Genomic DNA, 24,609 nt, shown 5'->3' with positions numbered 1-24,609 from the left:
GTCAGCGCAAAGACGCCGCGCGACAATCGCTCTTCCCCACGTCTGAATCGCGGCGCCCCGTCACAACGTCTAATCACTTGTCCGTCCGAACCCTCGGCGAAAAGGATACCCATGCAATACAAAACTCTCGGCGACACCGGCCTCCTCGTCTCCACCCTCTGCTTCGGCACCATGACCTTCCACGGCGGCGCCGGCCTCTTCCGCGCCATCGGCACCGTCGACCAATCCGGAGCCGATGAACTCATCAAGTCCTCCATCGACGCCGGCATCAACTTCTTCGACACCGCTGACGTCTACTCCGAAGGCGAGAGCGAAAAAGCCCTCGGCCAGTCCCTCAAAAATCTCAACATCGCCCGCAACAGCGTCGTCATCGCCACCAAAGTCTTCGGACGCACCGGCCAAGGCCGCAACGACGTCGGCGCCTCCCGCGGCCACATCATGGACGCCGTCGATGCCAGCCTCCGCCGCCTCCAGACCGACCACATCGACCTCTACCAGATTCACGGCAACGACACCGTCACCCCAATCGAAGAGACCCTCCGCGCCCTCGACACCCTCGTCCAGCAAGGAAAGGTTCGCTACATCGGCGTCTCCAACTGGCAGGCCTGGAAGATCACCAAAGCCCTCGGCATCTCCCAGTTCAAAAACCTCGCCCGCTTCGACACCCTCCAGGCCTATTACTCCATCGCCGGCCGCGACCTCGAGCGCGATCTCGTTCCTCTCCTCGAAGCCGAAAAGACCGGCCTCCTCGTCTGGAGCCCACTCGCCGGCGGCCTGCTCTCCGGCAAGTTCTCCCGCGAAAATCAGCGTCCCGAAGGCTCCCGCCGCTCCGAGTTCGACTTCCCCATCGTCGACAAAGAGCGCACCTGGCGCATCCTCGACGTCATGGCCCCCATCGCCAAGGCCCACAACTGCAGCCCCGCCCGCATCTCCCTAGCCTGGCTGTTAGAAAAGCCCGTCGTCACCTCCATCATCATCGGAGCCAAACGCCTCGACCAGCTCAACGACAATCTCGCCGCCGTCGATCTCAAACTCACACCCGAAGAACTCAAGCAGCTCGACGAGGTCAGCGCCTTGCCACCCGAGTACCCCGGCTGGATGCTCCCCTTCCAAAGCGTCAACCGCATCGAGCCCATCGCCCGCACCGTGCCAGTCACGCCGAAGAGCTAGCCTTATGAAACTCTGATTAAGCGCCGCTCCCGAGTTTTGCTGTCATCCTGAGCGGGAGCGAAGGATCCCGATAAGCTTCACATCCCCCATACCATCAAAGCCTTTCGACCCCGGGGTGCCCCATTCATGCAGTCTCATCGCATGAGTGGGCATTCGCGCCCCGCGCGAACCGCTTTCCATCGAGCCGCCAATCACCCAAAGATTAACCTCTTGCAAATAACCCGTTTCCTGGCCGCCAACAGCCTCATCTCGCGCAACAAACGCCTATAAACTTGAATCAGGATCATCATGACGACAACCAGCAGCAAGACCACCCCCAACAAACGCATCGGCCTCATCCAGATGTCCTGCGTCCCCGACACCGCAGCCAACCTCGACAAAGCCGCCGACCGTGTCCGCGAAGCCGCCCGCGCCGGAGCCAACGTCATCTGCCTCCCCGAGCTCTTCCGCGCCCAGTACTTCTGTCAGCGCGAAGAGCACGCCCTCTTCGACACCGCCGAGTCCATCCCCGGGCCCTCCACCGAGCGCCTCAGCTCCGTCGCCAAGGAAGAAAAAGTAGTCGTCATCGCCAGCCTCTTCGAGCGACGCGCCCCCGGCCTCTACCACAACACCGCCGCTATCCTCGAAACCGACGGCAGCATCAAGGGCATCTACCGCAAGATGCACATCCCCGACGACCCGCTCTACTACGAGAAGTTCTACTTCACCCCCGGCGACCTCGGCTTCAAAGCCATGAAGACCACGCAGGGCGACATCGGCACGCTCGTCTGCTGGGACCAGTGGTACCCAGAAGCCGCCCGCGAGACCGCCCTCCGCGGCGCCAACACCCTCTTCTACCCCACCGCCATCGGCTGGCACCCCTCCGAGAAAGCCGAGTACGGCGAAGCCCAGTACTCCGCCTGGCAGATCACCCAGCGCGCCCACGCTATCTCCAACGGCGTCTTCGTCGGCGCCGTCAACCGCGTAGGCCACGAGCACGGCGACGTCATCCACAACGGCGTCGAGATGCGCGGCCCTGGCGACCACACCCCAAGCTCAGGCCTAGAGTTCTGGGGCGGCAGCTTCATCGCCGACCCCTTCGGCCGTGTCATCGCGCAAGCCTCCCACGACAAAGAGGAGATCCTCATCGCAGAGATCGACCTCAAGCTCCAGGAAGACACTCGCCGCAACTGGCCCTTCCTCCGCGACCGCCGCATCGACGCCTACAACGGCATCACCAGCCGCTTCATCGACTAGAACTCACGACTTCACAGATCCTTCACTGCGGCGTCATTCTGCACGAAGTGAAGGATCTGCTTGGCGTAGGTCTGACTCTTGATCGCTATTCCTTTTTCGCCGGACGGGCAAACGTAGCTGGCGAGGTGACAAAGCCATCCGTTAGCGTTTGAAGGAAGGCAACAACATCGTCTTCCTCAGCGCTGGTTAAGCCCAGATTGCCCAACTGCGTCGTGTTCAGGGTGGCCGGGTACTCAGGCGCTGGCCAGCAGGTCACCTTCTCGCCGGGTGAACCCTGCGCGCAACGCGGCAGTGCCTGTGAGGTGTTATAGAAGTGAACGACTTCTTTCAGGCTCTTTAGATACCCGTTGTGCATATACTCCTTCACGAAGGTGGGGCTCGGCCTCTTGTCGACGTTGCGCGCGGTGGGCGTTTGGAACATACCGTTAAACAGTGGCGCAAGCTGTTTCCACTGCAGCGTATTCGGATTGGGCGCAGCGCCCGTGCCGTTCAGAAACCCTCCTACTCCCAAATCGACGAAGGCGAAGCCCAGGGGATTCGCGGTGTATCCAAACTGGTCAGGCTTGTTCTCGCAATAGTACGGAAGAGCCAAATTCTTGGGGAGCCCAATATTGTTTGCCGTGAAATCGGTGAAGAGCGGTCCCACATCGGCCGGCGCCTGGCTATTGGTCGAACCTACCGCGGTGCCGCTCAGATGGCATTGATTGCAACGCGCTTTGCCATTGAACAACGTGTAGCCGTTCAGTTCTGCGGGAGTCAAGGTCGCATTGCCGGCGAGATAGGCGTCGAACTTCGAGGAGAAACCACTGACATCGGGGGAAGATTCATACGATGCCATTGACATCGCTATATGGTCATACGTGGTGTCTGATGTTCCCCGATCAACAGTACTGAGATGTACCGGGAGTGGATCGTTCGTTGGAGGTGGACCTGGCTTGGCGCATACAGCGGCCACATTCGAAGGCCAACGGATCGCGAACGATTGAGCGCCCCATATCAGTGTGATCAGCGAAGCATATTGGCTCTCTGACGCCTTCCAAACCACGCATGCCGTGTCGATATTTCCCATCTCCACAGGATTCACCGGCGGTCCTTCTGCCTGTTCTGCCGCTGGATTGCCGAGGCGGATTCCAGTGGCGCGCATATCCCAGAAATTGCCGCCATAGAAACTATTCTGCGTTGCGTTGTAGTGCAGGATTGGCGCGAAGGCGGCGTACGCATAACTTTGGGGATTTCTTGGACCGATACGGTAGTTCGGCTCTGGCGGAGTTGCATTGGTGATTGCAGTCCCTCCAGGCTGAGCAGCGGTGGTTGCATTGAAGACACTCGAAGCGCCTCTGAATCCTGTGTACGGGACATGGCAGGTCGCGCAGGCTATGTTCTTGGCGGGGGACAGGTTCACATCGTAAATCTCGGTTTTACCGAGCAAGGTGAGCTGGTGATACAGGTCCAGCGAAGGCGCCTGTTCGACCTGCTGGAGCAGGCTTGATTCAGTGAGGGTGATAAACGCGTTCGCAATCACGACATCCGGGTCTTCGTGGGCTCCGCCAGGGAGCAACGAAGCAATGTTCACATTCCTGCTGCACACGGAGAATGGCGGTATGACCGTTGCGGCGGATGGCGATGCTTGACTTTGTCCGTGCACGATGTGATGGGAAAAGGACATGACAGCCGCGACCGTCGCACAGCCCGCGGCTAGTGCTAGCAATCTAGTCTGGTTCATGGGGAACCCCTATTTAGGTCGTTAGGGTTCGGATAGGACGAATGGCTCGCCCAAGCTAGGCGATCGCAGCGACGCTTTCGCGGATACTTCTGATATTTACCCGAACAGGGAGGTAACTCTTGGACCTTGGGAGCTGCTCCTCAAACAAAGGGAGCCAATGAAACACTCAATCGCACTGAGAAAGACTGACCTGGAAATCACCCGGAAACAATTAGGCCTATCTGACGTGCCGAAAGATCATGAGTCCATGGAGAAGGAATGTCAAGAAGGAATGCCAAGGTAGACGCAGTGCGGCGGGGACGCTCAAAGAGAGAGCCCCCCACCTCTCCTGTTGTTTTTCTTAAGCTTCTCTGTCAACCCCTAAACTCACCCAAACCCCCATCCATCAACGGCATCCACATGGCATATTAGTTACCCCCCGCCAGCTATACTTAAAAACAGAGTACCGACAGGTGCAAAGCACGGCCCCGGTTCACCAGAGTGTGACTCAAATCTGGTACCTTGCCTCAATCGTGTACCCAAAGTACGACGTGAAATCTTTTGGATGGAAGACTTTACGCAACTAAGACGGGAGGGAGGGGGGTACCTTCCCGAAAGGAACGGCACTCGAGTGACCAGCACCAACCACAAACTGACGACCTACCGCATGCCCGCCGAGTGGTCCCCTCACGCCGCCACCTGGATCGCCTGGCCCCACAACGCCGAGGACTGGCCCAGCAAATTCCAACCCATCCCCTGGGTCTACAGCGAAATCGTCCGCCATCTCTCCCGCGTCGAAGACGTACACATCCTCGTCAACGATCTCGCCGCCGAGCGCCGCGTCACCAACCTTCTCCGCCGCACCGGAGCCAACCTCGCCCGCCTCCACTTCCACCAATGGCCCACCGACCGCGTCTGGCTCCGCGACTCAGGTCCCATCTTCGTCAAGAATCCCCACGGCGACCTCGCCGCCACCAACTGGAAGTTCAACGCCTGGGCCAAGTATGACAACTGGCAACGCGACGACCAGATCCCTGTGCACGTTGCCCATCACTACGACATCCCGCAGATCCGCCCCGAGGTCCAGCTTCCCGACGGCAGCGCACATCGCCTCGTCCTCGAAGGTGGCAGCATCGACACCAACGGCGCCGGCCTCCTCCTCACCACCGAAGAGTGCCTCCTATCCAAGATCCAGGAGCGCAACCCCGGCCTCGGCAACGAATCCGAAACCCGCCAGCGCCTCGAGCACGCCTTCCACGAATACCTCGGCATCGAAAAGGTCCTCTGGCTCCACAAAGGCTGCGCCGGCGACGACACCCACGGCCACATCGACGACATCACCCGCTTCGTAGGCGAAAACAAGATCCTCACCGCCGTCGAGCCCAACACCCACGACGAAAACCACCTACCCCTGGCCGAAAATCTCGACCGCCTCCGCAGCTTCCGCAATCTCGAAAACCAGCCCTTTGAAATCGTCGAGCTCCCCATGCCCGCCCCCGTCATCTTCGACAATCAGCGACTCCCCGCCAGCTACGCCAACTTCTACATCGCCAACTCGCTCGTCCTCGTCCCCACCTTCAACGATCCCAACGACCGCTACGCCCTCAACATCCTCGCCGCCTGCTTCCCCGACCGCGAGATCATCGGCATCCACGCCGTCGACCTCGTCTGGGGCCTCGGCACCCTCCACTGCCTCAGCCAACAGGAGCCCGCATAACACGGTGACCATTCAACCCTATCGCGCCGCACTCGAAACCTACATCGCCACCCACGCGAACCCGACCCACAAGTTCGGCCATCAGCCTCGCCTCTACGCCCTCACGCAACAGATCGGCCGCGGCCGCACCTACGACGACGACGTAGTCTTCGCCGCCGTCTGGCTCCACGATCTCGGCGTCTTCATCGGCCACCGCCCCGAAGACGAAGCCGCCCTCAAGACCTGGAACCACGTAACCTACATCATCGAGAAAGCCCCCGCCATCCTCACCGAAGCCGGCTTCCCCTCAGAAAAAATCTCCGCCGTCCTCGAAGTCATCCGCACCCACCAGCCGCAAGACGCTCCCCTAACCCTCGAAGCCACCATCGCCCGCGACGCCGACATCCTCGAGCAACTCGGAGCCATCGGCATCACCCGCACCCTCGCCAAACTCGGCAGCGACACACGCTTCTGCACCTTCACCGAAGCCCTCCACGCCCTCAAAAAACAACTCGCCACCCTCCCCGATCAGCTCAAACTCGACACCTCCAGAGCCCTCGCCATACCCCGCTTTCACATCATGCAATCCTTCCTCGATGCCCTCGAATCCGAAGCCGGGACCAATCTCTACTAACCCCGCGGAACGCAAACCACAGCTAAACTAGCCTTCGATGCTGTCCTCCAACGAAACCGACGAAGCTCACCTCCGCGAAGCTATCGCTGAAGCCAACGACGCCGAAGCCAACGGCGAAGTCCCCGTCGGCGCCATCGTCGTTCATGGAGACAAGATCATCGGCCGAGGCCAGAACCGTGTCCTCCGCGACAGCGATCCCACCGCCCACGCCGAGATCGTCGCCCTCCGCCAAGCCGGCCTTCACCTACGCAACTACCGCCTCGCAGACTGCACCCTCTACGTCACCCTCGAACCCTGCGCCATGTGCGCCGGAGCCATCCTCCACGCGCGCCTCAGCCGCCTCGTCTACGCCGCGCCCGACCCCAAAGCCGGAGCCTGCGGCAGCGTCCTCTCCGTCATGAACCACCCCCAGCTCAACCACACAGTCGAAGTCACCCCCAACCTCCTCGCCGAAGAGTGCAGCACCCTCCTCACAACTTTTTTCCGCAAGCGCCGCCAGGAAAACTCACAAGCTCGCATCCTACAAAACGAAGCAGCGAACAGAGACACAGTCAAGGAGATGCTCATGGCGACAAAGAAAAAATGGTCCGCAGAGGTGGACACCGACTCGACTCATCCCGACGAAGGTCTCTTCAAAAAGAGCGCGTCGGCTATAGCCAAAGCCCTCGCCACGAAAAAAGTCTCGCCAAAAGGTCCAGCCTCCGGCATGCAGATGTTGAACTTCTACATCAACCGCGCCGGCAAAAACCTGTCGCAGGAACGTCACGCAGAACTGGAAAAAGCCAAAACTCTCCTCTCCGAAATCATCGCGAAAACAAAACCAGAGTCCGAAAAGCCAGCCGCAAAATCCGCTGCAAAGAAAGCTCCGAAGAAACCCGCAAAGAAGGCAACGAAGAAAGCTCCCGCAAAGAAATCTCCTGCAAAGTCGTCCGCAAAAAAACCACTAGGAAATAGGAGCCTCCCATGTCAGGTCGTCTCGCAGGCAAAGTAGCAATCGTCACCGGCTCCGGCTCCGGCATCGGCCAGGCCATCGCCATTCGCTTCGCCAGCGAAGGCGCATCCATCGTCGTCGACTATCGCAAAAACATCGACCAGGCCCAGGAGACCATCTCCAAAGCCGAAGCCGCCGGCGGCAAAGCCATCCTCGTCAAAGCTGATGTCTCCATCCTCGCCGACACGCAAAACCTGGTCGACCAGGCCTACACCCAGCTAGGCCGCTGCGACATCCTCGTCAACAACGCCGGCATCGAGAAGGAAGCCGCCTTCTGGGACGTCACCGAAGCCGACTACGACGCCGTCCTCAACATCAACCTAAAAGGCGCCTTCTTCCTCGCCCAGGCCTTCGTCCGTCGCCTCCGCGACGCCAAACTCCCCGGCCGCATCATCAACATCTCCTCGGTCCACGAGGACATGGTCTTTCCCAACTTCGCCACCTACTGCGCCTCCAAGGGCGGCATCCGCACGCTCATGCGCGACCTCTCCGTCGAGCTCGGCCCCCTCAACATCACCGTCAACAACATCGCCCCCGGCGCCATCGCCACCCCCATCAACACCAAACTGATGGAAGACAAACCCAAGCTCGACGCCCTCCTCGCCAATATTCCCCTGGGCCGCATGGGCACCCCCGACGATGTCTCTGGCGTAGCTCTCTTCCTCGCCTCCGACGACGCCGCCTACGTCACCGGCTCGACCTACTTCGTCGACGGCGGCCTGATCCGCAACTACCACGAGCAATAATTGCAACGCCTCAAACGAGGATTGACGATGATTACAGACAACGGAATAGAAATCTTCACGGCTCTTCAAGACCTGGTTCATCCGCAGCGTACCGCTCTGCTGGTCTATGACATGCAAGTCGGCATCATCCCGCAGATCAAAGAGGGAGCCGAGATTCTTTCAAAGGTAAGCAGTCTCCTCCAAGCCACTCGCCGCGCGGGCATACGAACCATCTTTACCCGCCACATGTCGCTGCCTCCCGAACTGATGGGGTCGTTCCAATACCGAATGGCCATGGCTTGGCAAGGCAAACAGAACCCCGCTGAAATCTCCTCTCCTTTTCTTCGCGATTCCCAGGCCTTCCAATTAGCTCCCGAACTCCAACCACTCCCAAGCGAAGCAATCTTCGACAAGCTGTCCATGTCCGCCTTTGAAGGCACTCCTTTGCAGTTCACTCTTCGCGACTGTGGCATCCGCAGCCTTCTCCTGGTCGGCATAGCCCTCGAAATCGGCATCGAACCGACCTGCCGTCAAGCCGCAGACCTCGGTATCATCCCCATCCTCATCCGCGATGCATGCGGTGCAGGGAATGCTGAAGCCGCCAACCACTGTGTCGCTTCCCTTCAGCACATGGGAGACACCATCGTCACAGACCTCGCGACTATTTCTGCCCTTGTTAGCGCCATCCCTGTTCCGGGAACCAGCGACTCCCGGTAAAATAGAAACATGGATCTCACCGTCTACTCCGCCTCTTGGTGCCGCGACTGCCGCGAAGCCAAGCGCTTCCTCACCACTCACAATATCCCCTACAAAGAGATCGACATCGAGAACACCCCCGGTGCCGCCGACCTCGTCATCGCCAACGTAGGCAAGCGCGCCATCCCCCAGTTCGTCATCGACGGCAAATGGGTCCAGCCCTACCGCCCCGGCGAAGGCTTCCTCCACGACGAGATGGCCGAACTCCTCGGCGTCTCTCAATAACTAAACTCCTCGCACCCGCAGCAGTCACTGACGAAGCACAAGCCACAAGCTCTGCTCTAAGACCCTTAATAACGTTGCCTGTGTTGTTGCGGTTGCCAGTTCTTTTGTCATCCCGTAGGGATCTGCTGTTGCCTTTGTTGTTGCGTTTGCCGTTGCTGTTGCTAGTTTTTTTGCTTGTCATCCCGTAGGGATCTGCTGTTGCCGTTCCTTTGCTGTTGCCGTTCCTTTGCTGTTGCCGTTGCTGTTGCCTTTGCTGTTGCCTTTGCTGTTGCCGTTGCGTTTGCCGTTGCTTTGCCGCTGCAGTTGCCGTTTCTCTTGCCGTTCACTGTTGTTTTTTTGATAGGCCGGGCTTTAGCCCTTGAGATATACCCTCCGCCGGCGGTCAACACTACCACCAAGATCGACACATTCGAATGCGCAGCCGCAGACTTTACCAATAGAAGGAAACATCATGATCGCCCGCTACACACGTCCCGAGCTAGGCTGCATCTGGTCCGACGCCAACAAGTACCAGTGCTGGCTCACCGTAGAAGTCGCCGCCTCGCAAGCCCTCGCCAAGTTCGGCCTCGTCCCCCAGTCCGCCGCCGACACCATCCGCGACAAGGGCGCCTTCACTGTAGACCGCATCAACGAAATCGAAGCCGAAGTCCGTCACGACGTCATCGCCTTCACCACCACCGTCGCCGAGCACATCGCCGACCCCGAAGCCTCCCGCTGGCTCCACTACGGCCTCACCAGCACCGACGTAGTCGACACCGCCCAATCCCTCCAACTCAAAGAAGCCTCAGCGATCATCCGCGCCGGCATCGTAGCCCTCTCCGAAACCCTGAAGAAGCGCGCGATAGAGTTCAAGCACACCCCCATCATCGGCCGCACCCACGGCATCCACGCCGAACCCTCCACCTTCGGCCTCAAGCTCCTCCTCTGGTACTCCGAGATGCAGCGCAACCTCACCCGTTTCGACGCCGCCGCCGAAGACCTCCGCGTAGGCAAGCTCTCCGGAGCCGTCGGCACCTTCGGCCACCTCAAGCCCGAGCACGAAGAAGCCATTTGTAACCAACTCGGTCTCAAACCGGTTGCGATAGCAACCCAGGTCGTCCAGCGTGACCGCCACGCCGCCTACATCTCCACGCTAGCCGTTCTGGCAAGCACGTTAGACAAAATAGCCACCGAGATCCGCCACCTCCAGCGCACCGAAGTCCGCGAAGCCGAAGAGTTCTTCAGCGAAAAACAAAAAGGCTCGAGCGCGATGCCGCACAAGCGCAACCCCATCACCAGCGAACAAATCAGTGGCCTAGCTCGAGTCATCCGCGCCAACGCGCAGACCGCCTTCGAAAACGTAGCCCTCTGGCACGAACGCGACATCTCCCACTCCTCCGCCGAGCGCGTCATCCTCCCTGACTCCACCATCCTCGCTGACTACCTCCTCGCCAAAACCCAGAACCTCATCGCCAAGCTCCTCGTCTACCCAGCGCGAATGCTCAAGAACCTCGAGTCCACCGGCGGCCTCATCTTCTCAGGCCAACTCCTGCTCGACCTCGCCGAATCCGGCATGTCCCGCGAAGACGCCTACCGCCTCGTCCAGGGCCACGCCATGAACTCTTGGAAGAACGACCTCATCTTCCGCGACGAGATCGCCAAAGTCCCCGAGATCACCGCCCGCCTCTCCCCTGAAAAACTGGCCCGCGCCTTCGACTACAACCGCCAGCTGGCCAACGTAGACGCCATCTTCGCCCGCGTCCTCAATCAATAGACTTTTTCCACCTGAACGAACATTCTTCCTCATCCCATTCCCGCATCCCATCTATGGGAGTTTCCATGCAGAAGAGGCTTTCCCACGAAGTAATCCGAGTCGTTGCCACTTTGGCCTTCTTAGTCCTGCCCCTCTGCGCGCAGACCTCCGACTACGACCAGCCCTATCGCCCGCAAGTCCACTTCTCCCCCGAAGAACACTGGACCAACGACCCCAACGGCCTCGTCTTTTACCAGGGCGAGTACCACCTCTTCTTCCAGTACAACCCCTTCGGCAACCAGTGGGGACACATGAGCTGGGGCCACGCCGTCAGCACCGATCTCCTCCACTGGCACGAGCTCCCCGTCGCCATCCCCGAGCACGACGACACCATGATCTTCACCGGCAGCGTCGTCGTCGATCACCAGAACACCAGCGGCCTCTGCACTCACGGCGACTGCCTCGTCGCCATCTACACAGGCCACACCCAAACTCCAGAAGGCATCCGCCAGACCCAAAACCTTGCCGTCAGCCTGGACAAGGGCCGCAACTGGGCCCAGTACCCCGGCAACCCCGTCCTCGATCTGCACATGGCCGACTTTCGCGACCCCAGCGTCACCTGGGATCCCACCGCGCACCACTGGATCATGGCCGTCTCCCTGCCCAAAGAACATAAGGTCCGCTTCTACTCCTCCCCCGACCTCAAGCAGTGGACACAGCTCAGCGACTTCGGCCCCACCGGCGACACCAACGGCGACTGGGAGTGCCCCGACCTCATCCGCGTCCCCTCATCCAACAGCGCCAGGACCATCTGGGCCCTCAAAGTCGGCCTCAACCCAGGCGCTCCGCAAGGCGGCTCCGGAGAGCAGTACTTCCTCGGCGACTTCGACGGCAAAGCCTTCCATCAGTCCCGCCTCCGCGGCTCCCACGGCTGGACCAACTACGGCAAAGACGACTACTGCGCCATCAGCTTCAACAGTCTTCCCAAAGATCAGAAGCCAACCCTCCTCGGTTGGATGAGCAACTGGCAGTACGCCGCCAAGATCCCCACCACACCCTGGCGAGGACAGATGAGTCTTCCCCGTCGTCTCTCCTACATCAGCGACTCCGCAGGCCTGGCCCTCATTCAGGAGCCCGTCGTCGCTCCCCTCCGAGGAAAAAACTACGAAGTCTCTGCCCTTTCCATCAACTCCTCCGCCCTCTACGGAAGCGGCCATACCATCCAACCTCCCTTCGAGATCCGACTCCAATTCGGCCACCCCGTAGAACCGGTCTTCGGCCTCAGGATCTACTCCGACCAGCAACACTGGACCGAAGTAGCCTTCGACACCAACAAGAAAGAGTTCTACATCGACCGCACCCACTCAGGCGCAGCCATCAGTCCGGACTTCCCCGTCCGCACCACCTCGCCACTCATCACCACCCGCCCCTATGACCTCACCCTGATCGTAGACCGATCCTCCGTCGAAGCCTTCGCCCAGGACGGCACCATCGCCATGACCGACTTGGTCTTCCCCGTCTCCAACAATCTTCAGATCCAGATCTTCCCCGACGACGCCAAGCCAATCCAAAGCGAAGGCCAACTCTGGGAGCTCAAATCAATCTGGTAAAACAAAGCAACGCTCCAAAAAGCTTAGACGAGTGAAGTGACGATTAGAGGAGTAAGACCTTACCCGTGAATATTCTGACGACGCTGAAAATAGGTAAATGGTTTTTTCTGATCGTTTCGGTTTTCTGCGGTCTCGTCTTAGTCGGAGATTTGACAATTAACCCCAAACCAAATGATCCGTGGACAGCCTTAGCGGGCATGTGCGGATTTGGATTGCTGTATCTCCGCGCGAGGAGAAGAATCAAGCGAATTTCGAACTAGCCGACCCTGCCAAGCCTTCAGTGAAGGTAAGGGCTACTTCACCACAAAAGCCAAACCCTGTTCGAAAACCATCAGCCCGTTATACGATCTCTCTATGAGTGATTTCATTCCAAAAGCAGCCGAAGTTAAGACACGCGGGCTAAGCCCAAAAGCACAGAAGCTTCAAGCCGCACGTGAAAAGGCCGCAGCTCAGGCAAAAGGCGGCGACAAATCCCTCGCCGGATCGTCGACCGCATCCGTCAAGGCGAAGGACTCCTTCGCTGGAACCAAAAAAACAACCTTCCAGCGCAAAGCTGTGTAACAACGTGGCGCCGGTCGGCCAGCCAATCTGCAGGCCCGGCCGGTGCCTCGAACGCGCAATCGAGCACACAACCCTCCTCCGAATCGCCACACACACAAACTTCATCCAATCGCAGTCGGCCCCTGACCGAGAGGATCTCCCATGTCCCGCACCGCACTCATCGCCGGAGTCACCGGCATCGTCGGCATCAACCTCGCGCAACAGCTCCTGTCCAACGGCTGGGAGGTTCACGGCCTCGCCCGTCGCGCCTCAAACATTATCGAAGGCGTAGACTTCATCGCCACCGACCTCCTCGATCCTAGCGCTCTGCGCGACGCAGTCTCTCATCTCAAACCCTCGCACGTCTTCATTACTACCTGGCTCCGCCAACCTACCGAAGCCGAAAACATTCTCGTCAACTCCGCAATGGTGCGCAACCTCCTTAAGGCCGTCGCGCCCGCCAAGTCCGTCCGTCACGTAGCCCTGGTCACCGGCCTCAAGCACTACCTCGGTCCCTTCGAGGCCTACGGCAAAGGCAAACTCCCCGCCACACCCTTTCGCGAAGACCAGCCCCGTCTCGACATCAAAAACTTCTACTACGCCCAGGAGGACGAGCTCTTCGCCTCCGCCACGCATCACCAGTTCAGCTGGACCATCCATCGCCCGCACACCATCATCGGCTACGCCCTCGGCAACGCGATGAACATGGGCGTCACCCTCGCCGTCTACGCCACCATCTGCCGCGAAACCGGCCGCCCCTTCGTCTTCCCCGGCTCTTCGGCCCAGTGGAACAGCCTCACCGACATGACCGACGCAAGACTCCTCGCCCGCCATCTCGAGTGGGCCTCAACAACTCCCGCAGCACGCCATCATGCCTTCAACGTGGTCAACGGCGACGTCTTCCGCTGGAGCTGGATGTGGTCTCGCCTCGCCGACTGGTTCGGCATCGAACCCGCTCCACTTCCCAGCCAGATCACGCCGCTCGAACAACAACTGGCCGGCACAGAAGAGATCTGGAGCACCATTGCAAAATCCCATAACCTCATCGAACCCAACCTCAACAACCTCGCCTCCGCCTGGCACACCGACGCCGACCTCGGCCGCCCCATCGAAGTCGTCACCGACATGAGCAAGAGCCGCAAGTTCGGCTTCCTCGACTACCAGCCCACCGACGAAAGCTTCCACGACCTCTTCACCCGCCTCCGCCAAGACCGCATCATCCCCTAGTCGCCCCTTGAAAAGGGCGATCAATAAGCGCTGCGAACCTACATTCCGCACGATGGACCTTTACAATCGCTTCCGGAGTCTAAGAAACTAATGAACGCGACTAGAAGGACAGCGCTACGCTCCACTTACTTTCTTCGGATTGCGTTGCTCTTGGCTACCCTGGTTTCAACAACGCATGCCCAAGACTGCGGCCTCTCCGCATCGAACAAGAAAAATCAATGGAAGGGCTTACAGCCGATCGTTCTCCTCACAGAATACAATCCTTGGGCGATGGCGATTGGCTCCGATTCTCCGTCCTTCGCTCTTTACGTCGATGGGACCGTAATCTATTGGCAAGGAAATCGACGATCTGGCCACTATGTATCAGGCCACCTTTCCAAAATCGAAATAGAAAATCTACTCTCACTCTCGCATCTCGATCACGCTTCCGAATTCAACGATTGCTACAGCATTGTCGATGCAACTGATATGCCAACCAACGTTCTCGTTGTAAACGCCGCGAACGGCTTCAAGACAGTCTCCGTGTACGGTCCACTTCGCCAAAGCATTCCAGATCTACTTACAAGAAAACTACCTTCCGATCTGCAGACGGCATTCGAAACACTATTCGCTTTTCGCGTCAGCGATCCCAAACCTTGGCAGCCCCCTTTTTTCGAAGTAATCATATGGCCATTTGCATACGCAAAATCCAGTGCAAATTGGCCAGCCGATTTTCCGACCGTTAGAGATGCCCGCTCCGTACAAACGAAGCACGGATACAATTTGTTCGTACCGATTGCAAAACTTGCCGAGTACGAAACGTTTGTAGCGAAGCTGCGACCAACACAGGCGGTAGAGATCGACGGAAAGAAATGGACAACGAGCGCACGTTTCCCTTTTCCGCACGAATGACCTTCTCAAATCGTATGACACAGGTCCCGAGATGTGAGCATCCGCCTAAAACGCAAATCCTTCCACTTCGTTGCAAATGTCAGACACCCTCATCCAAATCGTAGACACAGCCGCAGCCGACGCCTACCAGCGCGGAGGCCATCACCTCGTCTGCCATCCCGGCTGCTCCCAATGCTGCATCGGCGTCTTCCCCATCGCCCACGAAGACGGAGCACGCCTCCGCGAAGGCCTCGCAGTCCTCGAGCAAACCGACCCGGCCAAATCCCTCCGCATCAAAAAACGAGTAGCCGAATCCTTAACCCGCCTAGACCCCTGGTTCCCCGGCGACCTCACCACCGGCATCCTCAGCGAGGACCACGAAGCCGCCATCCTCTTCGAAGAGTTCGCCAACGACGAGCCCTGCCCCGTCCTCGACCCCGACCACGGCACCTGCGACCTCTACGAATACCGCCCCATCCTCTGCCGCACCTTCGGACCACCCATGCGCAGCGAAGGCGACAACGGTGAAGTCAATCTCGCCACCTGCGAGCTCTGCTTCATCCACGCCACCGCGGAAGAGATCGCCACCTGTGAACTCGACCCCACCATCCCCGCCCAGGAGGAAGCCAGCAATCAGACCTTCAACGCCGCCCACGCTCTCCACGGCCAGACTCTCATTGCCTACGCCCTCCGCCAATGACCTCGCCAAATCGCAAAGCAGCCAAATAAACTGTCAAGCCCTCGCCAGTCATCCCTGACATGCGATCCCCGCGTAACTCATTGCAAATAGAACTCCTGTACCCCAAAAATTTCGCCCCGAGAGATGGCGTATCAGTTACAGCCGGTCCGCTATAATTGAACGTAGAAGCATCAAAGCAAGTGGCCCGGCGAACCTGCTGGGCCACTTTTCTTTTCACCCTACGAAAGGAAATGCCGTAACCCCATTGTTTAGACGATTTTGCCAGTAACCCCTTTATTTAGAAGATTTTACCGAAACGGGAAATCGCCATGTACTTCAAAATAATAGGCTTACGCTCGAGATACCCCCAGGGGGTAGCCCCAAGGGGTGATAATCAGACCTGATGCCAGAACCTAGCAAAATCACCCTAGCGATCACCGGAGCCAGCGGCAGCATCTACGCCGCCGAGATCCTCCGCGCCCTGGCCGCCGACGAGCGCGTAGCAAAGATCAACTTCGTCGCCTCCGACAGCGCCCTCCGCGTCTTCGCCGAAGAGCTCAACCTGAGCGGCCGCAACGACCTCGCCGAAAAGCTCCTCGGCTCCTCCTGCCCCAAACTCCAACAGCACGCCGAAAACGACATCGGAGCCAACATCGCCAGCGGCAGCTACCCGACCGACGCCATGATCGTTCTACCCTGCTCCATGGGCACCCTGGCAAGCATCGCCAACGGCCTAGCCGCAAACCTCATCCAACGCGCCGCTGACGTCTGCCTCAAAGAGAACCGCCCCCTCATCCTCTGCATCCGCGAGACACCCTTCAACCGCATCCACATCCGCAACATGCAGCTGGCCTCCGACGCCGGAGCCACCATCTTCCCCGCCATCCCCACCCTCTACAACCATCCCCAAAGCACACAAGAGATGGCCCGCAACTTCATCCACCGAGTCCTGGCCCACATCGGTCTGCCCCAACCCAACGCCTACCAGTGGCAACCCGACTAGAAACCTTTGTCCCTGCCGGACGGGCCTCCTGCGCGGAGAGCGGTCACTTCGTGACGCGTATACCGGTCACGGCTAGAACGAACCTTGAAGGTTCTCCCGTTGGTCGAAATCAATCTCTCCCCCGACCAACGGGAGGACCAGCCGAAGGGGTCTACAAGTCACGAAGTAACCGCCCCACGCGAAGTGGGCCCGTCCGGCAGGACCGCTCTAATACCCCGCAGCAAACGTCCTGCCACCCCCGCGCATAGGCGGCTGCGCTCGCAAAAACTCCACCGTCCCCTCGACCACCGGCTTCGCACACTCCGCTGGAGCCAGGTGCCCGCACCCTTCGACGATATCCAGCACAGACTGCGGCACACTCTTATGGATCGCCTCGCCCGACGCCAGCGGAATTAACTCATCCTGCGCGCCCCACACGATCAACATCGGCTGCGAGATATTATGCAAACGAAAGTCCAGCAGATCTCGCCCGCCGATCATCGAAGCCGTACTGCGATTCACCACCCACGCATTGGCCTGCAGCTTCCGCACCATCGCCTCCGCCGCAAAGTCAGGAATAACCCGAGGCTTCGGCGTCAGAATCGCAATCAACTTCCTTACCCCAGCCGGATCGCTCGGAGTAAACAACTCCGGCCCAAACGTAGCCGGAAAATACAGCCCCGCACTGTCATACACCATCAGCCGATCCACCATCTCCGGATGATCCAGCGCAAGCTTCATCACGACCCAGCCGCCCATCGACCATCCACCAACATCTGCCCTCGCAACATGCACCGCCTGCATAAACTGAGCCACAGTCTGCTCCTGCAGCGAGATCGAGTAGCTCACATCGGGCTTGGGCGATCGGCCGAAACCAAGCAGATCCGGCACGTACACATGAAATCCCTGCGCAGCCAGCGCAGGAATCATCGCCCCCCAGTCTTCCCCCCGAGCCCCCAACCCATGAACCAACACCAGCGGCGTGCCACCCCCGCCCGCCGGTCCCGCCTCAAAATAATGGAGCCTGTACCCGCCAGCTTCGACATACTCGCTCTTCACGCCCTCGCGCCACAGATGAAATCGAGTGTGCTGATCCGCAACCCAAAGGGGATATCGATAAAAGATCAGCCCGGCCGAAATCATCAAAAGCAAGAGAACAGCCAAAACGCGCAGTGCAAGCTTCATAGCAGAATCATCTCCACCTTACAGCTTCAGAGGCTTGCCAAACTCTTCGCCAAATACGGTATGTCCGATCTCAAATCGACCGCCATCGAACTTGTCCGGACCCTTTACATGCCCAATCGCCAATAGCGCAACTACCCAATAGCTCAGCGGAAGCCGCAGTACCTCATGCACCTTGTCCTGTTCGAACCCTTCCATCGGCGCGGTGTCATATCCCATCACCTCCGCCATCAACATCATGTGCGTAAACGCCAGCATCACCTGCTTATTCAGCCAACCCTGCATCTGTCCGCTGCTGAAGCTCGACATGTAGTTCAGCACGCTGCTCTGTGCCTGCGCCGCGTAACTCTCCGGCATCCCGCCTTTGCGTCCCTTCTCGAGTATCAGGTCCAGATCCTTACGCCATCCATCTGTATCGCCGCAGGCCACAATTACCGCCGACGCCTCTTCCACCTTGCCCTGGTTGTAACTCGCTCCACGCAGCTTCTTCTTCTGCTCCACCGACTGCACCACGACAAACCGCCAGGGCTGAAGGTTGTACCCGCTCGGTGCATGCAGACCCGCATCGAGAATCTGGCGCAGGTCCTCAACAGGAATCGACGCACCATCAAAACTTGGTGTCGCTCTGCGCTCCTGAATTGCCTGACTCAATGTCTTTTTATTTTTTGTCGTCATTTCTTTCTTATCCATATCAATAGAGTGACAGTTTTAACCTGGAAGGTGAGTCTTCGTCCGGCGCATTGCCTATCGTCCTGCAGAAACGATTCTCAAGATATCACTACCCCATCAAACCCTTATCAGTCATCTGAAATGATGCTGCGATCCTCGCCGTGTGTTCAATGAATCTGGCTCATCGCCTGTTCCGTCGCGAAGGGGTTCTGACCGGGAACCTCCGCAATCATCCAGACTCCATGAAACGGCTTCCTCAGCTCCGGATACGCAGCCAGCAGTGCGTTCATCGCATCCGAGTTTCGCTTCCGGGCCGCAGCTGCATCCCCAAGCTGGTCCACCTTCAAGTGTGCTGTGACATCCACCTTGTCATTCCCCAGGGAGTCATCAACGCCAAGCGCGGTAAAGCGGTACTCCGCTCCATCAGTTCCCTTCACCACCAGCGGAGACTCTGCACTCACGCCCTCCGACAATGCGGGCGGAGCAGCGGCAGTCTCCTCTGCCTTCAGCTTCTCAAGGTGCGTGCTTTGAATGAAGTTTGTTGGCCTCAGTAAACTCTCCGCCTGTTGATAGTAGAGCCATGCATTCCAGTGTTCCTTCTGCGCGGTCATCAATCGCGCCTGCGTCCAGTACCACAACCCATCATGCCCCGCCGCCAGCAGAGGCTTCGGATAAAACCCCGCCATCACCCACTGCCCCTGATCCTGACGTAAAAGAAACGACAGCCGCCACGGCGAGCTTCCATCCCGGACATCCACCATCGCAAATCCGTAACGTCCCGGAGCGAGTCCAGAGATAATAAAATCTGCCTCAGCCGCTGACTTATTCAACGAACAGAAAAACTGTGCATCGGGCACCGACCCATCCGCACCACGTTTCAGCTGCGACCCATCCAGCAGATACACCTGTTCCACCTGCAACGCGCCGCCCTTCACATGCGCTGAAGTGCTGCCCACAACATCTCCAATGCCGCCGAAGTCCTTCGCGTACTCCGCAGCTGTGGCCGCACGCAGACCATTCACATCACCGGCCTGAACCTTCGTTGCCAGCCCGCGAGCCGCTGCAGCCAAAGCGTCCCGATCCGCCCCCGTCATCTGCGACTGCGTCGTGCACACTTCAGCCGACGCAACCCCTCCCACTAGTAGCCCCAACGTCAGCCATCCGGTCTTCAATCTAATCATCACGCCCGCCATATTAGCCTGTTGCGGTGCCTCGAGGACTCAGCGGACTGATTCGAGACTCGCCAAAGGCATCCTCAGTCTACAGCCACTCTCACAAATCCAGACAGGCGGCGTCTTCAAAGTCGTCGTCACCAAACACCTGAATCAAAAGAGTCGGATCCTTCACTCATGATTGCATGCCACTCGAAAGCTCCGGAACGAACAGGACCAACCCGCTGGCTGCGATAGAAAAGTAACTCTACCGAGCCTCGTCCGCGATAAGCTGATCATGAGAGCACGTACTCGTCACGGATGACATTCCTTCGCCGCAACTCGTCCTACAACTACATGCAGAGCAGCACGCCAATTCGTCTCATCACCGCCGCCAGCTTCGCCTTCTCCGCTCTGCTGTCGGCGCAGACCGCTCCGGCTCCGCAGGCTAAACCCGCGGGCGCGGTCCAGACGCTGTCCACCCTCCCAGCCACAGCTCTCACCACTGCACCCACGCCGCCGCCCACGCCCGCCACGCCCCTCACTCCATCCCAGGAGCAGCCAAAGCACGCCCAGGTCACTCTGGCCAACGGCATCCTTTCGGTCACCGCCGACAACTCCAGCCTCAATCAGATCCTCCGTCAAATCTCCCGCGAGACCGGCATAAAGATCACAGGAGGCGTCATGGACGAGCGCGTCTTCGGCCACTACGGTCCCGCCGCGCCGGATCAGGTATTAGCCGATCTGTTGGACGGCACCGGCAGCAATATGCTCCTAGTGGCTCGCGATGGCACGACGCCCGCCGAACTCATCCTCACCCCGCGCCAAGGCGGTCCAACGCCTCCCAACCCGAACGCGCAAACCTTCGACGACAAATCCGATACCGAACAGGCTCAACCAGCACCCGAGCCGCCACCACCCTCCACCTTTGAAGCACCCTCCGCCCGGAATAGAACGGCCCCGCCCATCACTCCCGCCACACCAGATTCAGCGACTCCGGCCGACGCGTCCCAGCCGGACTCACCCAATGGCGTCAAAACGCCTCAGCAGATCTACGAGCAGCTCCAGCGCCTCCGCCAGCCCGCTCCGCCTCAATAACTCTCGAATCTCCAATTGAACCTTCAGACAGCCCGCAGCTACCAGGCTCTCGACACGGCGCCTAGCTCTTCAGCACCTGCACAGTGGCCGACACCTGCCGGGCAGCATTCCCCGCAATCTGACGCGCGTGCATCTGGAACGCACTAAACATGGCGATACAAACTCCGTAGGCCACCAGGACGCCCACCGCCAACGAAGCCAACACCGCAGAAACCAATACAATCGACGAATTCACACCCACTCCTCGGATTCCCAGGCCGCCAGCCCATTCCGCCGGCAACAAGACTTTTACATCGTGGTTATTGTTACAAACTTCTGTGTGATTACAATGGCCCGAAAGTAGCTGTTATTGCTCCTTCGGATACATCTTTCCCATTCTGGGGTTGCCTCGATCCAAACCAACGATCCCTCCAGCAAATCCCTCCCCCTAAAAATGCCGTATTCTAGAGACTTGGCCGAACACCGCCACAGACATCTCATGGGCATTACTCACATCACCGTCCGCGGCGCTCGCCAGCACAATCTGCGCAACGTCGACGTCAGCATTCCGCGCAACACCCTCACCGTGGTCACCGGCCTCTCCGGCTCCGGAAAGTCCTCCCTCGCCTTCGACACCATCTACGCCGAAGGCCAACGCCGCTACGTGGAAACCTTATCGGCGTACGCCAGACAATTCTTAGACCAGATGGAGCGCCCCGACGTCGACGCCATCGACGGCCTCTCCCCCGCCATCTCCATCGAGCAGAAAACCACCAGCCGCAGCCCCCGCTCCACCGTCGGCACCATCACCGAGATCTATGACTATCTGAGGCTTCTTTACGCGAGCGTAGGCCAGCCCCACTGCCCCAACTGCCACCGCCCCATCACCCGCCAGTCCGCCGAGCAGATCGTCGAACGCATCGCCGCCCTCTCCCCCGGCGAACGCATCACCGTCTACGCCCCCATCGTCCGCGGCCGGAAAGGCGAGTTCCGCGAAGAGCTCGAAGCCCTCGACCAGCAAGGCTTCCGCGCCCGCATCGACGGCGAGATGACCGAGCTCACCGAGGGTATGCGTCTCGAAAAACGCAAGAACCACACCATCGAAGCCGTCGTCGACCGCATCATCCTCAAGCCCCTCCCACCCGACAACACCAACGCCGCCCTCGCCGCCGCTTCGAAAGAATCAGCAACCCCCAAATACGACACCCGCCGCCTCGAAACCTCCGTCACCAAAGCCCTCCAGATGGCCAACGGCCTCGTCCTCATCGGCATCCAGAACCCCAACACCCGCGAGCAGGACGAAACCCTCTACTCCTCCTCAATGGCCTGCCCCGACTGCGGCATCAACGTCCCTCGCCTCGAGCCCCGCAGCTTCTCCTTCAACTCCAACTACGGCGCCTGCCCCAACTGCCACGGCCTCGGCAGCATCTACGACTTCGACCCCGCCAAGACCATCACCGACTGGTCCAAGCCGCTCCTCGACGGCGCCATGGGCCCCGGCAGCGGCTCCGCCTACCTCCTCCGCCTCATCAAGCTCTTCGCCGAAAAAACAAAAATCAACATTAAGCTCCCCTTCGAAGACCTCACCACCGAGCAGCAAAACCTCTTCCTCTACGGCCCCCCGCGCGCCGAAGCCGGCCGCACGGGCTTCCATGGCATCTTCGAATACCTCCGCTCCAACCTCGAAGACACCAAATCCGAGGGCTATCGCGAGTACATGATGCAGTACATGTCCGCGACCATCTGCCCCGTCTGCAAAGGCCGCCGCCTCCGCCCCGAATCCCTTGCCGTGACGGTAAACGGCGCATCGATCGCCGACTTCACCGCCCTACCTCTCGAGCGCGCTCTTACCTCCGCCCGCAACATAAACTTCGTAGGCCGCGACCGCATCATCGCCGACCGCCTCCAGCGCGAGATCATCGAGCGCCTCGAGTTCCTCAACGCCGTCGGCCTCGGCTACCTCGCCCTCGACCGCAGCGCCGCCACCCTCTCCGGCGGCGAAGGCCAGCGCATCCGCCTCGCCACACAGATCGGCTCCCGCCTCCGCGGCGTCCTTTACGTCCTCGACGAGCCCTCCATCGGCCTCCACCAGCGCGACAACCAGCGCCTGATCAACGCCCTCGAAAACCTCCGCGACCTAGGCAACACGGTCCTCGTCGTCGAGCACGACGAAGACACCATCCGCAAGGCTGACTACGTCCTCGACCTCGGCCCCGGCGCCGGCAAAAACGGAGGCTACCTCATCGCCGACGGCACCCCTCAGCAAATCATGGACAACCCGGCGTCCATCACCGGCCAGTACCTCGCCGGCAAGATCGAGATCCTTGCCCGGACCCAACCCCGCGAACTCACCAACAACTGGGTCACCGTCGAAGACGCCCACTCCCACAACCTGCAAAACGTCACCGCCCACTTCCCCCTCGGCGTCATGACGGTCATCACCGGCGTAAGCGGCAGCGGCAAATCCACCCTCGTCAACGACATCCTCTACCGCTCCCTCGCCAAAGAACTCTACGGCTCCCGCGAAGAGCCCGGCCAGCACGGCAAGGTCATCGGCATCGATCAGCTAGACAAAGTAATCCAGATCGACCAGTCCCCGATTGGGCGGACTCCTCGTTCAAATCCCGCCACCTACACCGGCGTCTTCACCGCCATCCGCGACCTCTTCGCCATGCTCCCCGAATCGCGCGAGCGCGGCTACAAACCTGGTCGCTTCTCCTTCAACGTCCAGGGCGGACGCTGCGAAGCCTGCCAGGGTGAAGGCCAGCGCCGCATCGAGATGAACTTCCTCCCCGACGTCTATGTCCTCTGCGAAGTATGTAACGGACGTCGTTACAATCAGGAGACCCTGTCCGTCAAGTTCAACGGCTACTCCATCGCCGACCTCCTCGACCTCCCCATCGCCGACGCCGTCCCAATCTTAAAAGACATCCCCACCGTCAACATCAAGCTGCAAACCCTCGTCGACGTAGGCCTCGGCTACATCCATCTCGGCCAGTCCGCCACCACCCTCTCCGGCGGCGAAGCCCAGCGCATGAAGCTCGCCCGCGAGCTCAGCAAGCGCCAGACTGGCCGCACCCTCTACCTCCTCGACGAGCCCACCACCGGCCTCCACTTCGACGATGTCAGAAAACTGCTTGAGGTCCTCCACCGGTTAACCGACCTAGGCAACACCGTCGTCATCATCGAGCACAATCTCGACATCATCCGCAACGCCGACTACATCCTCGACATGGGTCCCGAGGGCGGCGAAGGCGGCGGCCGCGTCATCGCCCACGGCACGCCCGAGCAGATCGCCACCGTCGCCGCCTCCCACACCGGAGGCTTCCTCGCCCGCTACTACACCTCCCACAAATCCAACTTCGCCAGCCGCAACGGCACCAGCCACGCCGGCCCCCAGCCCCGAACCATCGCCGCCGCCCCCGACGCGATCAAACAGCCAAAAGCCAAATTCATCGCACCAGAGAAGAAAACCGGTCTCGCCAAAGCCAGCACCACCAAACCCGCCGAAAGATCCCCCAAAAGCATCAAGCCAAAAGCCGCAAAGAAGTCCACAATAAGCAATGCAGGGACTCGAAAAGATTCAGGATCGAAGAACAAACCACCCGCCTCAAAGCCGGCCCCAAGCACGAAAAAAGCATGAGCGAACTAACCCCGAACCCCGCAACCCAAGCCTCCGGGTCCCCCGTGTCCCGATCCGCTAGCTCGGACATCGCCCAACACACGGCCGCTTTTCTTTCTCCAAACCCGGTTCC

22 protein-coding genes are annotated in these 24,609 nt (G+C 59.6%); 17 read left to right on the top strand and 5 right to left on the bottom strand.

Going from position 1 to position 24,609, the window contains the following annotated elements:
- Window positions 1-111 precede the first annotated feature (111 nt).
- Both RBB81_RS11555 and RBB81_RS11550 read left to right on the top strand, forming a co-directional pair.
- Window positions 112-1,170: an aldo/keto reductase gene (locus RBB81_RS11555; protein ID WP_353073801.1), complete on the top strand. Its 1,059-nt coding sequence runs from the start codon at window positions 112-114 to the stop codon at window positions 1,168-1,170.
- A gap of 288 nt (window positions 1,171-1,458) precedes the next feature.
- The gene (locus RBB81_RS11550) at window positions 1,459-2,406 is read left to right on the top strand and encodes a carbon-nitrogen hydrolase (protein WP_353073800.1); all 948 of its coding nucleotides are present in this window, start codon (window positions 1,459-1,461) and stop codon (window positions 2,404-2,406) included.
- Window positions 2,407-2,491: 85 nt separating this feature from the next.
- On the opposite strand, the gene RBB81_RS11545 is transcribed toward RBB81_RS11550, so the two are convergent.
- A complete protein-coding gene (locus tag RBB81_RS11545) occupies window positions 2,492-3,979 on the bottom strand; it encodes a cytochrome-c peroxidase (protein ID WP_353073798.1) in 1,488 nt (495 codons plus the stop codon).
- A gap of 796 nt (window positions 3,980-4,775) precedes the next feature.
- On the opposite strand from RBB81_RS11545, the gene RBB81_RS11540 reads away from it, so the two are divergent.
- The 13 genes from RBB81_RS11540 (at window position 4,776) to RBB81_RS11480 (ending at window position 16,796) form a co-directional block, all read left to right on the top strand.
- Window positions 4,776-5,825, top strand: coding sequence for an agmatine deiminase family protein (locus RBB81_RS11540; RefSeq protein ID WP_353073920.1), 1,050 nt, complete (start codon window positions 4,776-4,778; stop codon window positions 5,823-5,825).
- Window positions 5,826-5,829: 4 nt separating this feature from the next.
- The gene (locus RBB81_RS11535; RefSeq protein ID WP_353073796.1) at window positions 5,830-6,438 is read left to right on the top strand and encodes an HD domain-containing protein; all 609 of its coding nucleotides are present in this window, start codon (window positions 5,830-5,832) and stop codon (window positions 6,436-6,438) included.
- A 37-nt stretch (window positions 6,439-6,475) separates the two neighbouring features.
- The gene (gene tadA / locus RBB81_RS11530) at window positions 6,476-7,429 is read left to right on the top strand and encodes a tRNA adenosine(34) deaminase TadA (RefSeq protein ID WP_353073795.1); all 954 of its coding nucleotides are present in this window, start codon (window positions 6,476-6,478) and stop codon (window positions 7,427-7,429) included.
- A complete protein-coding gene (locus RBB81_RS11525; RefSeq protein WP_353073794.1) occupies window positions 7,402-8,175 on the top strand; it encodes an SDR family NAD(P)-dependent oxidoreductase in 774 nt (257 codons plus the stop codon). Before tadA ends, RBB81_RS11525 begins: the two co-directional genes overlap by 28 nt.
- A gap of 27 nt (window positions 8,176-8,202) precedes the next feature.
- On the top strand, window positions 8,203-8,871 hold the full coding sequence (locus tag RBB81_RS11520) for a cysteine hydrolase family protein (protein ID WP_183789097.1): 669 nt from the start codon (window positions 8,203-8,205) through the stop codon (window positions 8,869-8,871).
- Between the two features lie 9 nt (window positions 8,872-8,880).
- The gene (locus RBB81_RS11515) at window positions 8,881-9,135 is read left to right on the top strand and encodes a glutaredoxin family protein (protein ID WP_179582048.1); all 255 of its coding nucleotides are present in this window, start codon (window positions 8,881-8,883) and stop codon (window positions 9,133-9,135) included.
- A gap of 451 nt (window positions 9,136-9,586) precedes the next feature.
- A complete protein-coding gene (gene purB / locus RBB81_RS11510) occupies window positions 9,587-10,888 on the top strand; it encodes an adenylosuccinate lyase (RefSeq protein ID WP_353073792.1) in 1,302 nt (433 codons plus the stop codon).
- A gap of 65 nt (window positions 10,889-10,953) precedes the next feature.
- Window positions 10,954-12,477: a glycoside hydrolase family 32 protein gene (locus RBB81_RS11505; protein WP_353073791.1), complete on the top strand. Its 1,524-nt coding sequence runs from the start codon at window positions 10,954-10,956 to the stop codon at window positions 12,475-12,477.
- A 354-nt stretch (window positions 12,478-12,831) separates the two neighbouring features.
- Window positions 12,832-13,038 (top strand): hypothetical protein, encoded by a 207-nt coding sequence (locus tag RBB81_RS11500; RefSeq protein ID WP_179583524.1) that lies wholly within the window; start codon window positions 12,832-12,834, stop codon window positions 13,036-13,038.
- Between the two features lie 141 nt (window positions 13,039-13,179).
- Entirely contained in the window at window positions 13,180-14,244 is a 1,065-nt protein-coding gene (locus RBB81_RS11495; RefSeq protein ID WP_353073790.1) for an SDR family oxidoreductase, read from the top strand.
- A 150-nt stretch (window positions 14,245-14,394) separates the two neighbouring features.
- The gene (locus RBB81_RS11490; RefSeq protein WP_353073789.1) at window positions 14,395-15,135 is read left to right on the top strand and encodes a hypothetical protein; all 741 of its coding nucleotides are present in this window, start codon (window positions 14,395-14,397) and stop codon (window positions 15,133-15,135) included.
- Between the two features lie 76 nt (window positions 15,136-15,211).
- Window positions 15,212-15,814 carry a YkgJ family cysteine cluster protein gene (locus RBB81_RS11485; protein ID WP_179582043.1) on the top strand — a complete coding sequence of 201 codons (603 nt, stop codon included), beginning with the start codon at window positions 15,212-15,214 and terminating at the stop codon, window positions 15,812-15,814.
- 382 nt (window positions 15,815-16,196) lie between these two features.
- A complete protein-coding gene (locus RBB81_RS11480) occupies window positions 16,197-16,796 on the top strand; it encodes a UbiX family flavin prenyltransferase (protein WP_353073788.1) in 600 nt (199 codons plus the stop codon).
- A 207-nt stretch (window positions 16,797-17,003) separates the two neighbouring features.
- Here RBB81_RS11480 and RBB81_RS11475 read toward each other — a convergent pair whose 3' ends face one another.
- The 3 genes from RBB81_RS11475 to RBB81_RS11465 all read right to left on the bottom strand — a co-directional run bounded on the left by RBB81_RS11475 (window position 17,004) and on the right by RBB81_RS11465 (window position 19,807).
- On the bottom strand, window positions 17,004-17,960 hold the full coding sequence (locus tag RBB81_RS11475; RefSeq protein WP_353073787.1) for an alpha/beta fold hydrolase: 957 nt from the start codon (window positions 17,958-17,960) through the stop codon (window positions 17,004-17,006).
- A gap of 18 nt (window positions 17,961-17,978) precedes the next feature.
- On the bottom strand, window positions 17,979-18,632 hold the full coding sequence (locus RBB81_RS11470) for a nitroreductase family protein (protein ID WP_179582040.1): 654 nt from the start codon (window positions 18,630-18,632) through the stop codon (window positions 17,979-17,981).
- A 161-nt stretch (window positions 18,633-18,793) separates the two neighbouring features.
- Window positions 18,794-19,807: a hypothetical protein gene (locus tag RBB81_RS11465; RefSeq protein ID WP_257025419.1), complete on the bottom strand. Its 1,014-nt coding sequence runs from the start codon at window positions 19,805-19,807 to the stop codon at window positions 18,794-18,796.
- 291 nt (window positions 19,808-20,098) lie between these two features.
- On the opposite strand from RBB81_RS11465, the gene RBB81_RS11460 reads away from it, so the two are divergent.
- A complete protein-coding gene (locus RBB81_RS11460; protein ID WP_353073786.1) occupies window positions 20,099-20,875 on the top strand; it encodes a hypothetical protein in 777 nt (258 codons plus the stop codon).
- Window positions 20,876-20,936: 61 nt separating this feature from the next.
- Here RBB81_RS11460 and RBB81_RS11455 read toward each other — a convergent pair whose 3' ends face one another.
- Window positions 20,937-21,110 (bottom strand): hypothetical protein, encoded by a 174-nt coding sequence (locus RBB81_RS11455; protein ID WP_179580184.1) that lies wholly within the window; start codon window positions 21,108-21,110, stop codon window positions 20,937-20,939.
- A gap of 243 nt (window positions 21,111-21,353) precedes the next feature.
- Between RBB81_RS11455 and uvrA the strand changes: the two genes are divergently transcribed.
- The gene (gene uvrA, locus RBB81_RS11450) at window positions 21,354-24,497 is read left to right on the top strand and encodes an excinuclease ABC subunit UvrA (protein ID WP_353073785.1); all 3,144 of its coding nucleotides are present in this window, start codon (window positions 21,354-21,356) and stop codon (window positions 24,495-24,497) included.
- The last annotated feature ends 112 nt before the right edge of the window (window positions 24,498-24,609 follow it).

Source organism: Tunturibacter gelidoferens (assembly GCF_040358255.1).
Lineage (GTDB): Bacteria > Acidobacteriota > Terriglobia > Terriglobales > Acidobacteriaceae > Edaphobacter > Edaphobacter gelidiferens.
The sequence above is the reverse complement of the archived record's forward strand: the minus strand, read 5'-3'. Positions and strand labels throughout refer to the sequence as shown.

Excerpts from the sequence above, each read along its gene's own strand:
- tadA (WP_353073795.1), top strand. The coding sequence starts at position 6,476 with ATGCTGTCCTCCAACGAAACCGACGAAGCTCACCTCCGCGAAGCTATC.
- RBB81_RS11505 (WP_353073791.1), top strand. The coding sequence starts at position 10,954 with ATGCAGAAGAGGCTTTCCCACGAAGTAATCCGAGTCGTTGCCACTTTG.
- RBB81_RS11485 (WP_179582043.1), top strand. The coding sequence starts at position 15,212 with ATGTCAGACACCCTCATCCAAATCGTAGACACAGCCGCAGCCGACGCC.
- uvrA (WP_353073785.1), top strand. The coding sequence starts at position 21,354 with ATGGGCATTACTCACATCACCGTCCGCGGCGCTCGCCAGCACAATCTG.
- RBB81_RS11480 (WP_353073788.1), top strand. The coding sequence starts at position 16,197 with ATGCCAGAACCTAGCAAAATCACCCTAGCGATCACCGGAGCCAGCGGC.
- RBB81_RS11555 (WP_353073801.1), top strand. The coding sequence starts at position 112 with ATGCAATACAAAACTCTCGGCGACACCGGCCTCCTCGTCTCCACCCTC.
- RBB81_RS11515 (WP_179582048.1), top strand. The coding sequence starts at position 8,881 with ATGGATCTCACCGTCTACTCCGCCTCTTGGTGCCGCGACTGCCGCGAA.
- RBB81_RS11495 (WP_353073790.1), top strand. The coding sequence starts at position 13,180 with ATGTCCCGCACCGCACTCATCGCCGGAGTCACCGGCATCGTCGGCATC.
- purB (WP_353073792.1), top strand. The coding sequence starts at position 9,587 with ATGATCGCCCGCTACACACGTCCCGAGCTAGGCTGCATCTGGTCCGAC.
- RBB81_RS11525 (WP_353073794.1), top strand. The coding sequence starts at position 7,402 with ATGTCAGGTCGTCTCGCAGGCAAAGTAGCAATCGTCACCGGCTCCGGC.
- RBB81_RS11470 (WP_179582040.1), bottom strand. The coding sequence starts at position 18,632 with ATGACGACAAAAAATAAAAAGACATTGAGTCAGGCAATTCAGGAGCGC.
- RBB81_RS11520 (WP_183789097.1), top strand. The coding sequence starts at position 8,203 with ATGATTACAGACAACGGAATAGAAATCTTCACGGCTCTTCAAGACCTG.
- RBB81_RS11465 (WP_257025419.1), bottom strand. The coding sequence starts at position 19,807 with ATGATTAGATTGAAGACCGGATGGCTGACGTTGGGGCTACTAGTGGGA.
- RBB81_RS11540 (WP_353073920.1), top strand. The coding sequence starts at position 4,776 with ATGCCCGCCGAGTGGTCCCCTCACGCCGCCACCTGGATCGCCTGGCCC.
- RBB81_RS11460 (WP_353073786.1), top strand. The coding sequence starts at position 20,099 with ATGACATTCCTTCGCCGCAACTCGTCCTACAACTACATGCAGAGCAGC.
- RBB81_RS11500 (WP_179583524.1), top strand. The coding sequence starts at position 12,832 with ATGAGTGATTTCATTCCAAAAGCAGCCGAAGTTAAGACACGCGGGCTA.
- RBB81_RS11475 (WP_353073787.1), bottom strand. The coding sequence starts at position 17,960 with ATGAAGCTTGCACTGCGCGTTTTGGCTGTTCTCTTGCTTTTGATGATT.
- RBB81_RS11550 (WP_353073800.1), top strand. The coding sequence starts at position 1,459 with ATGACGACAACCAGCAGCAAGACCACCCCCAACAAACGCATCGGCCTC.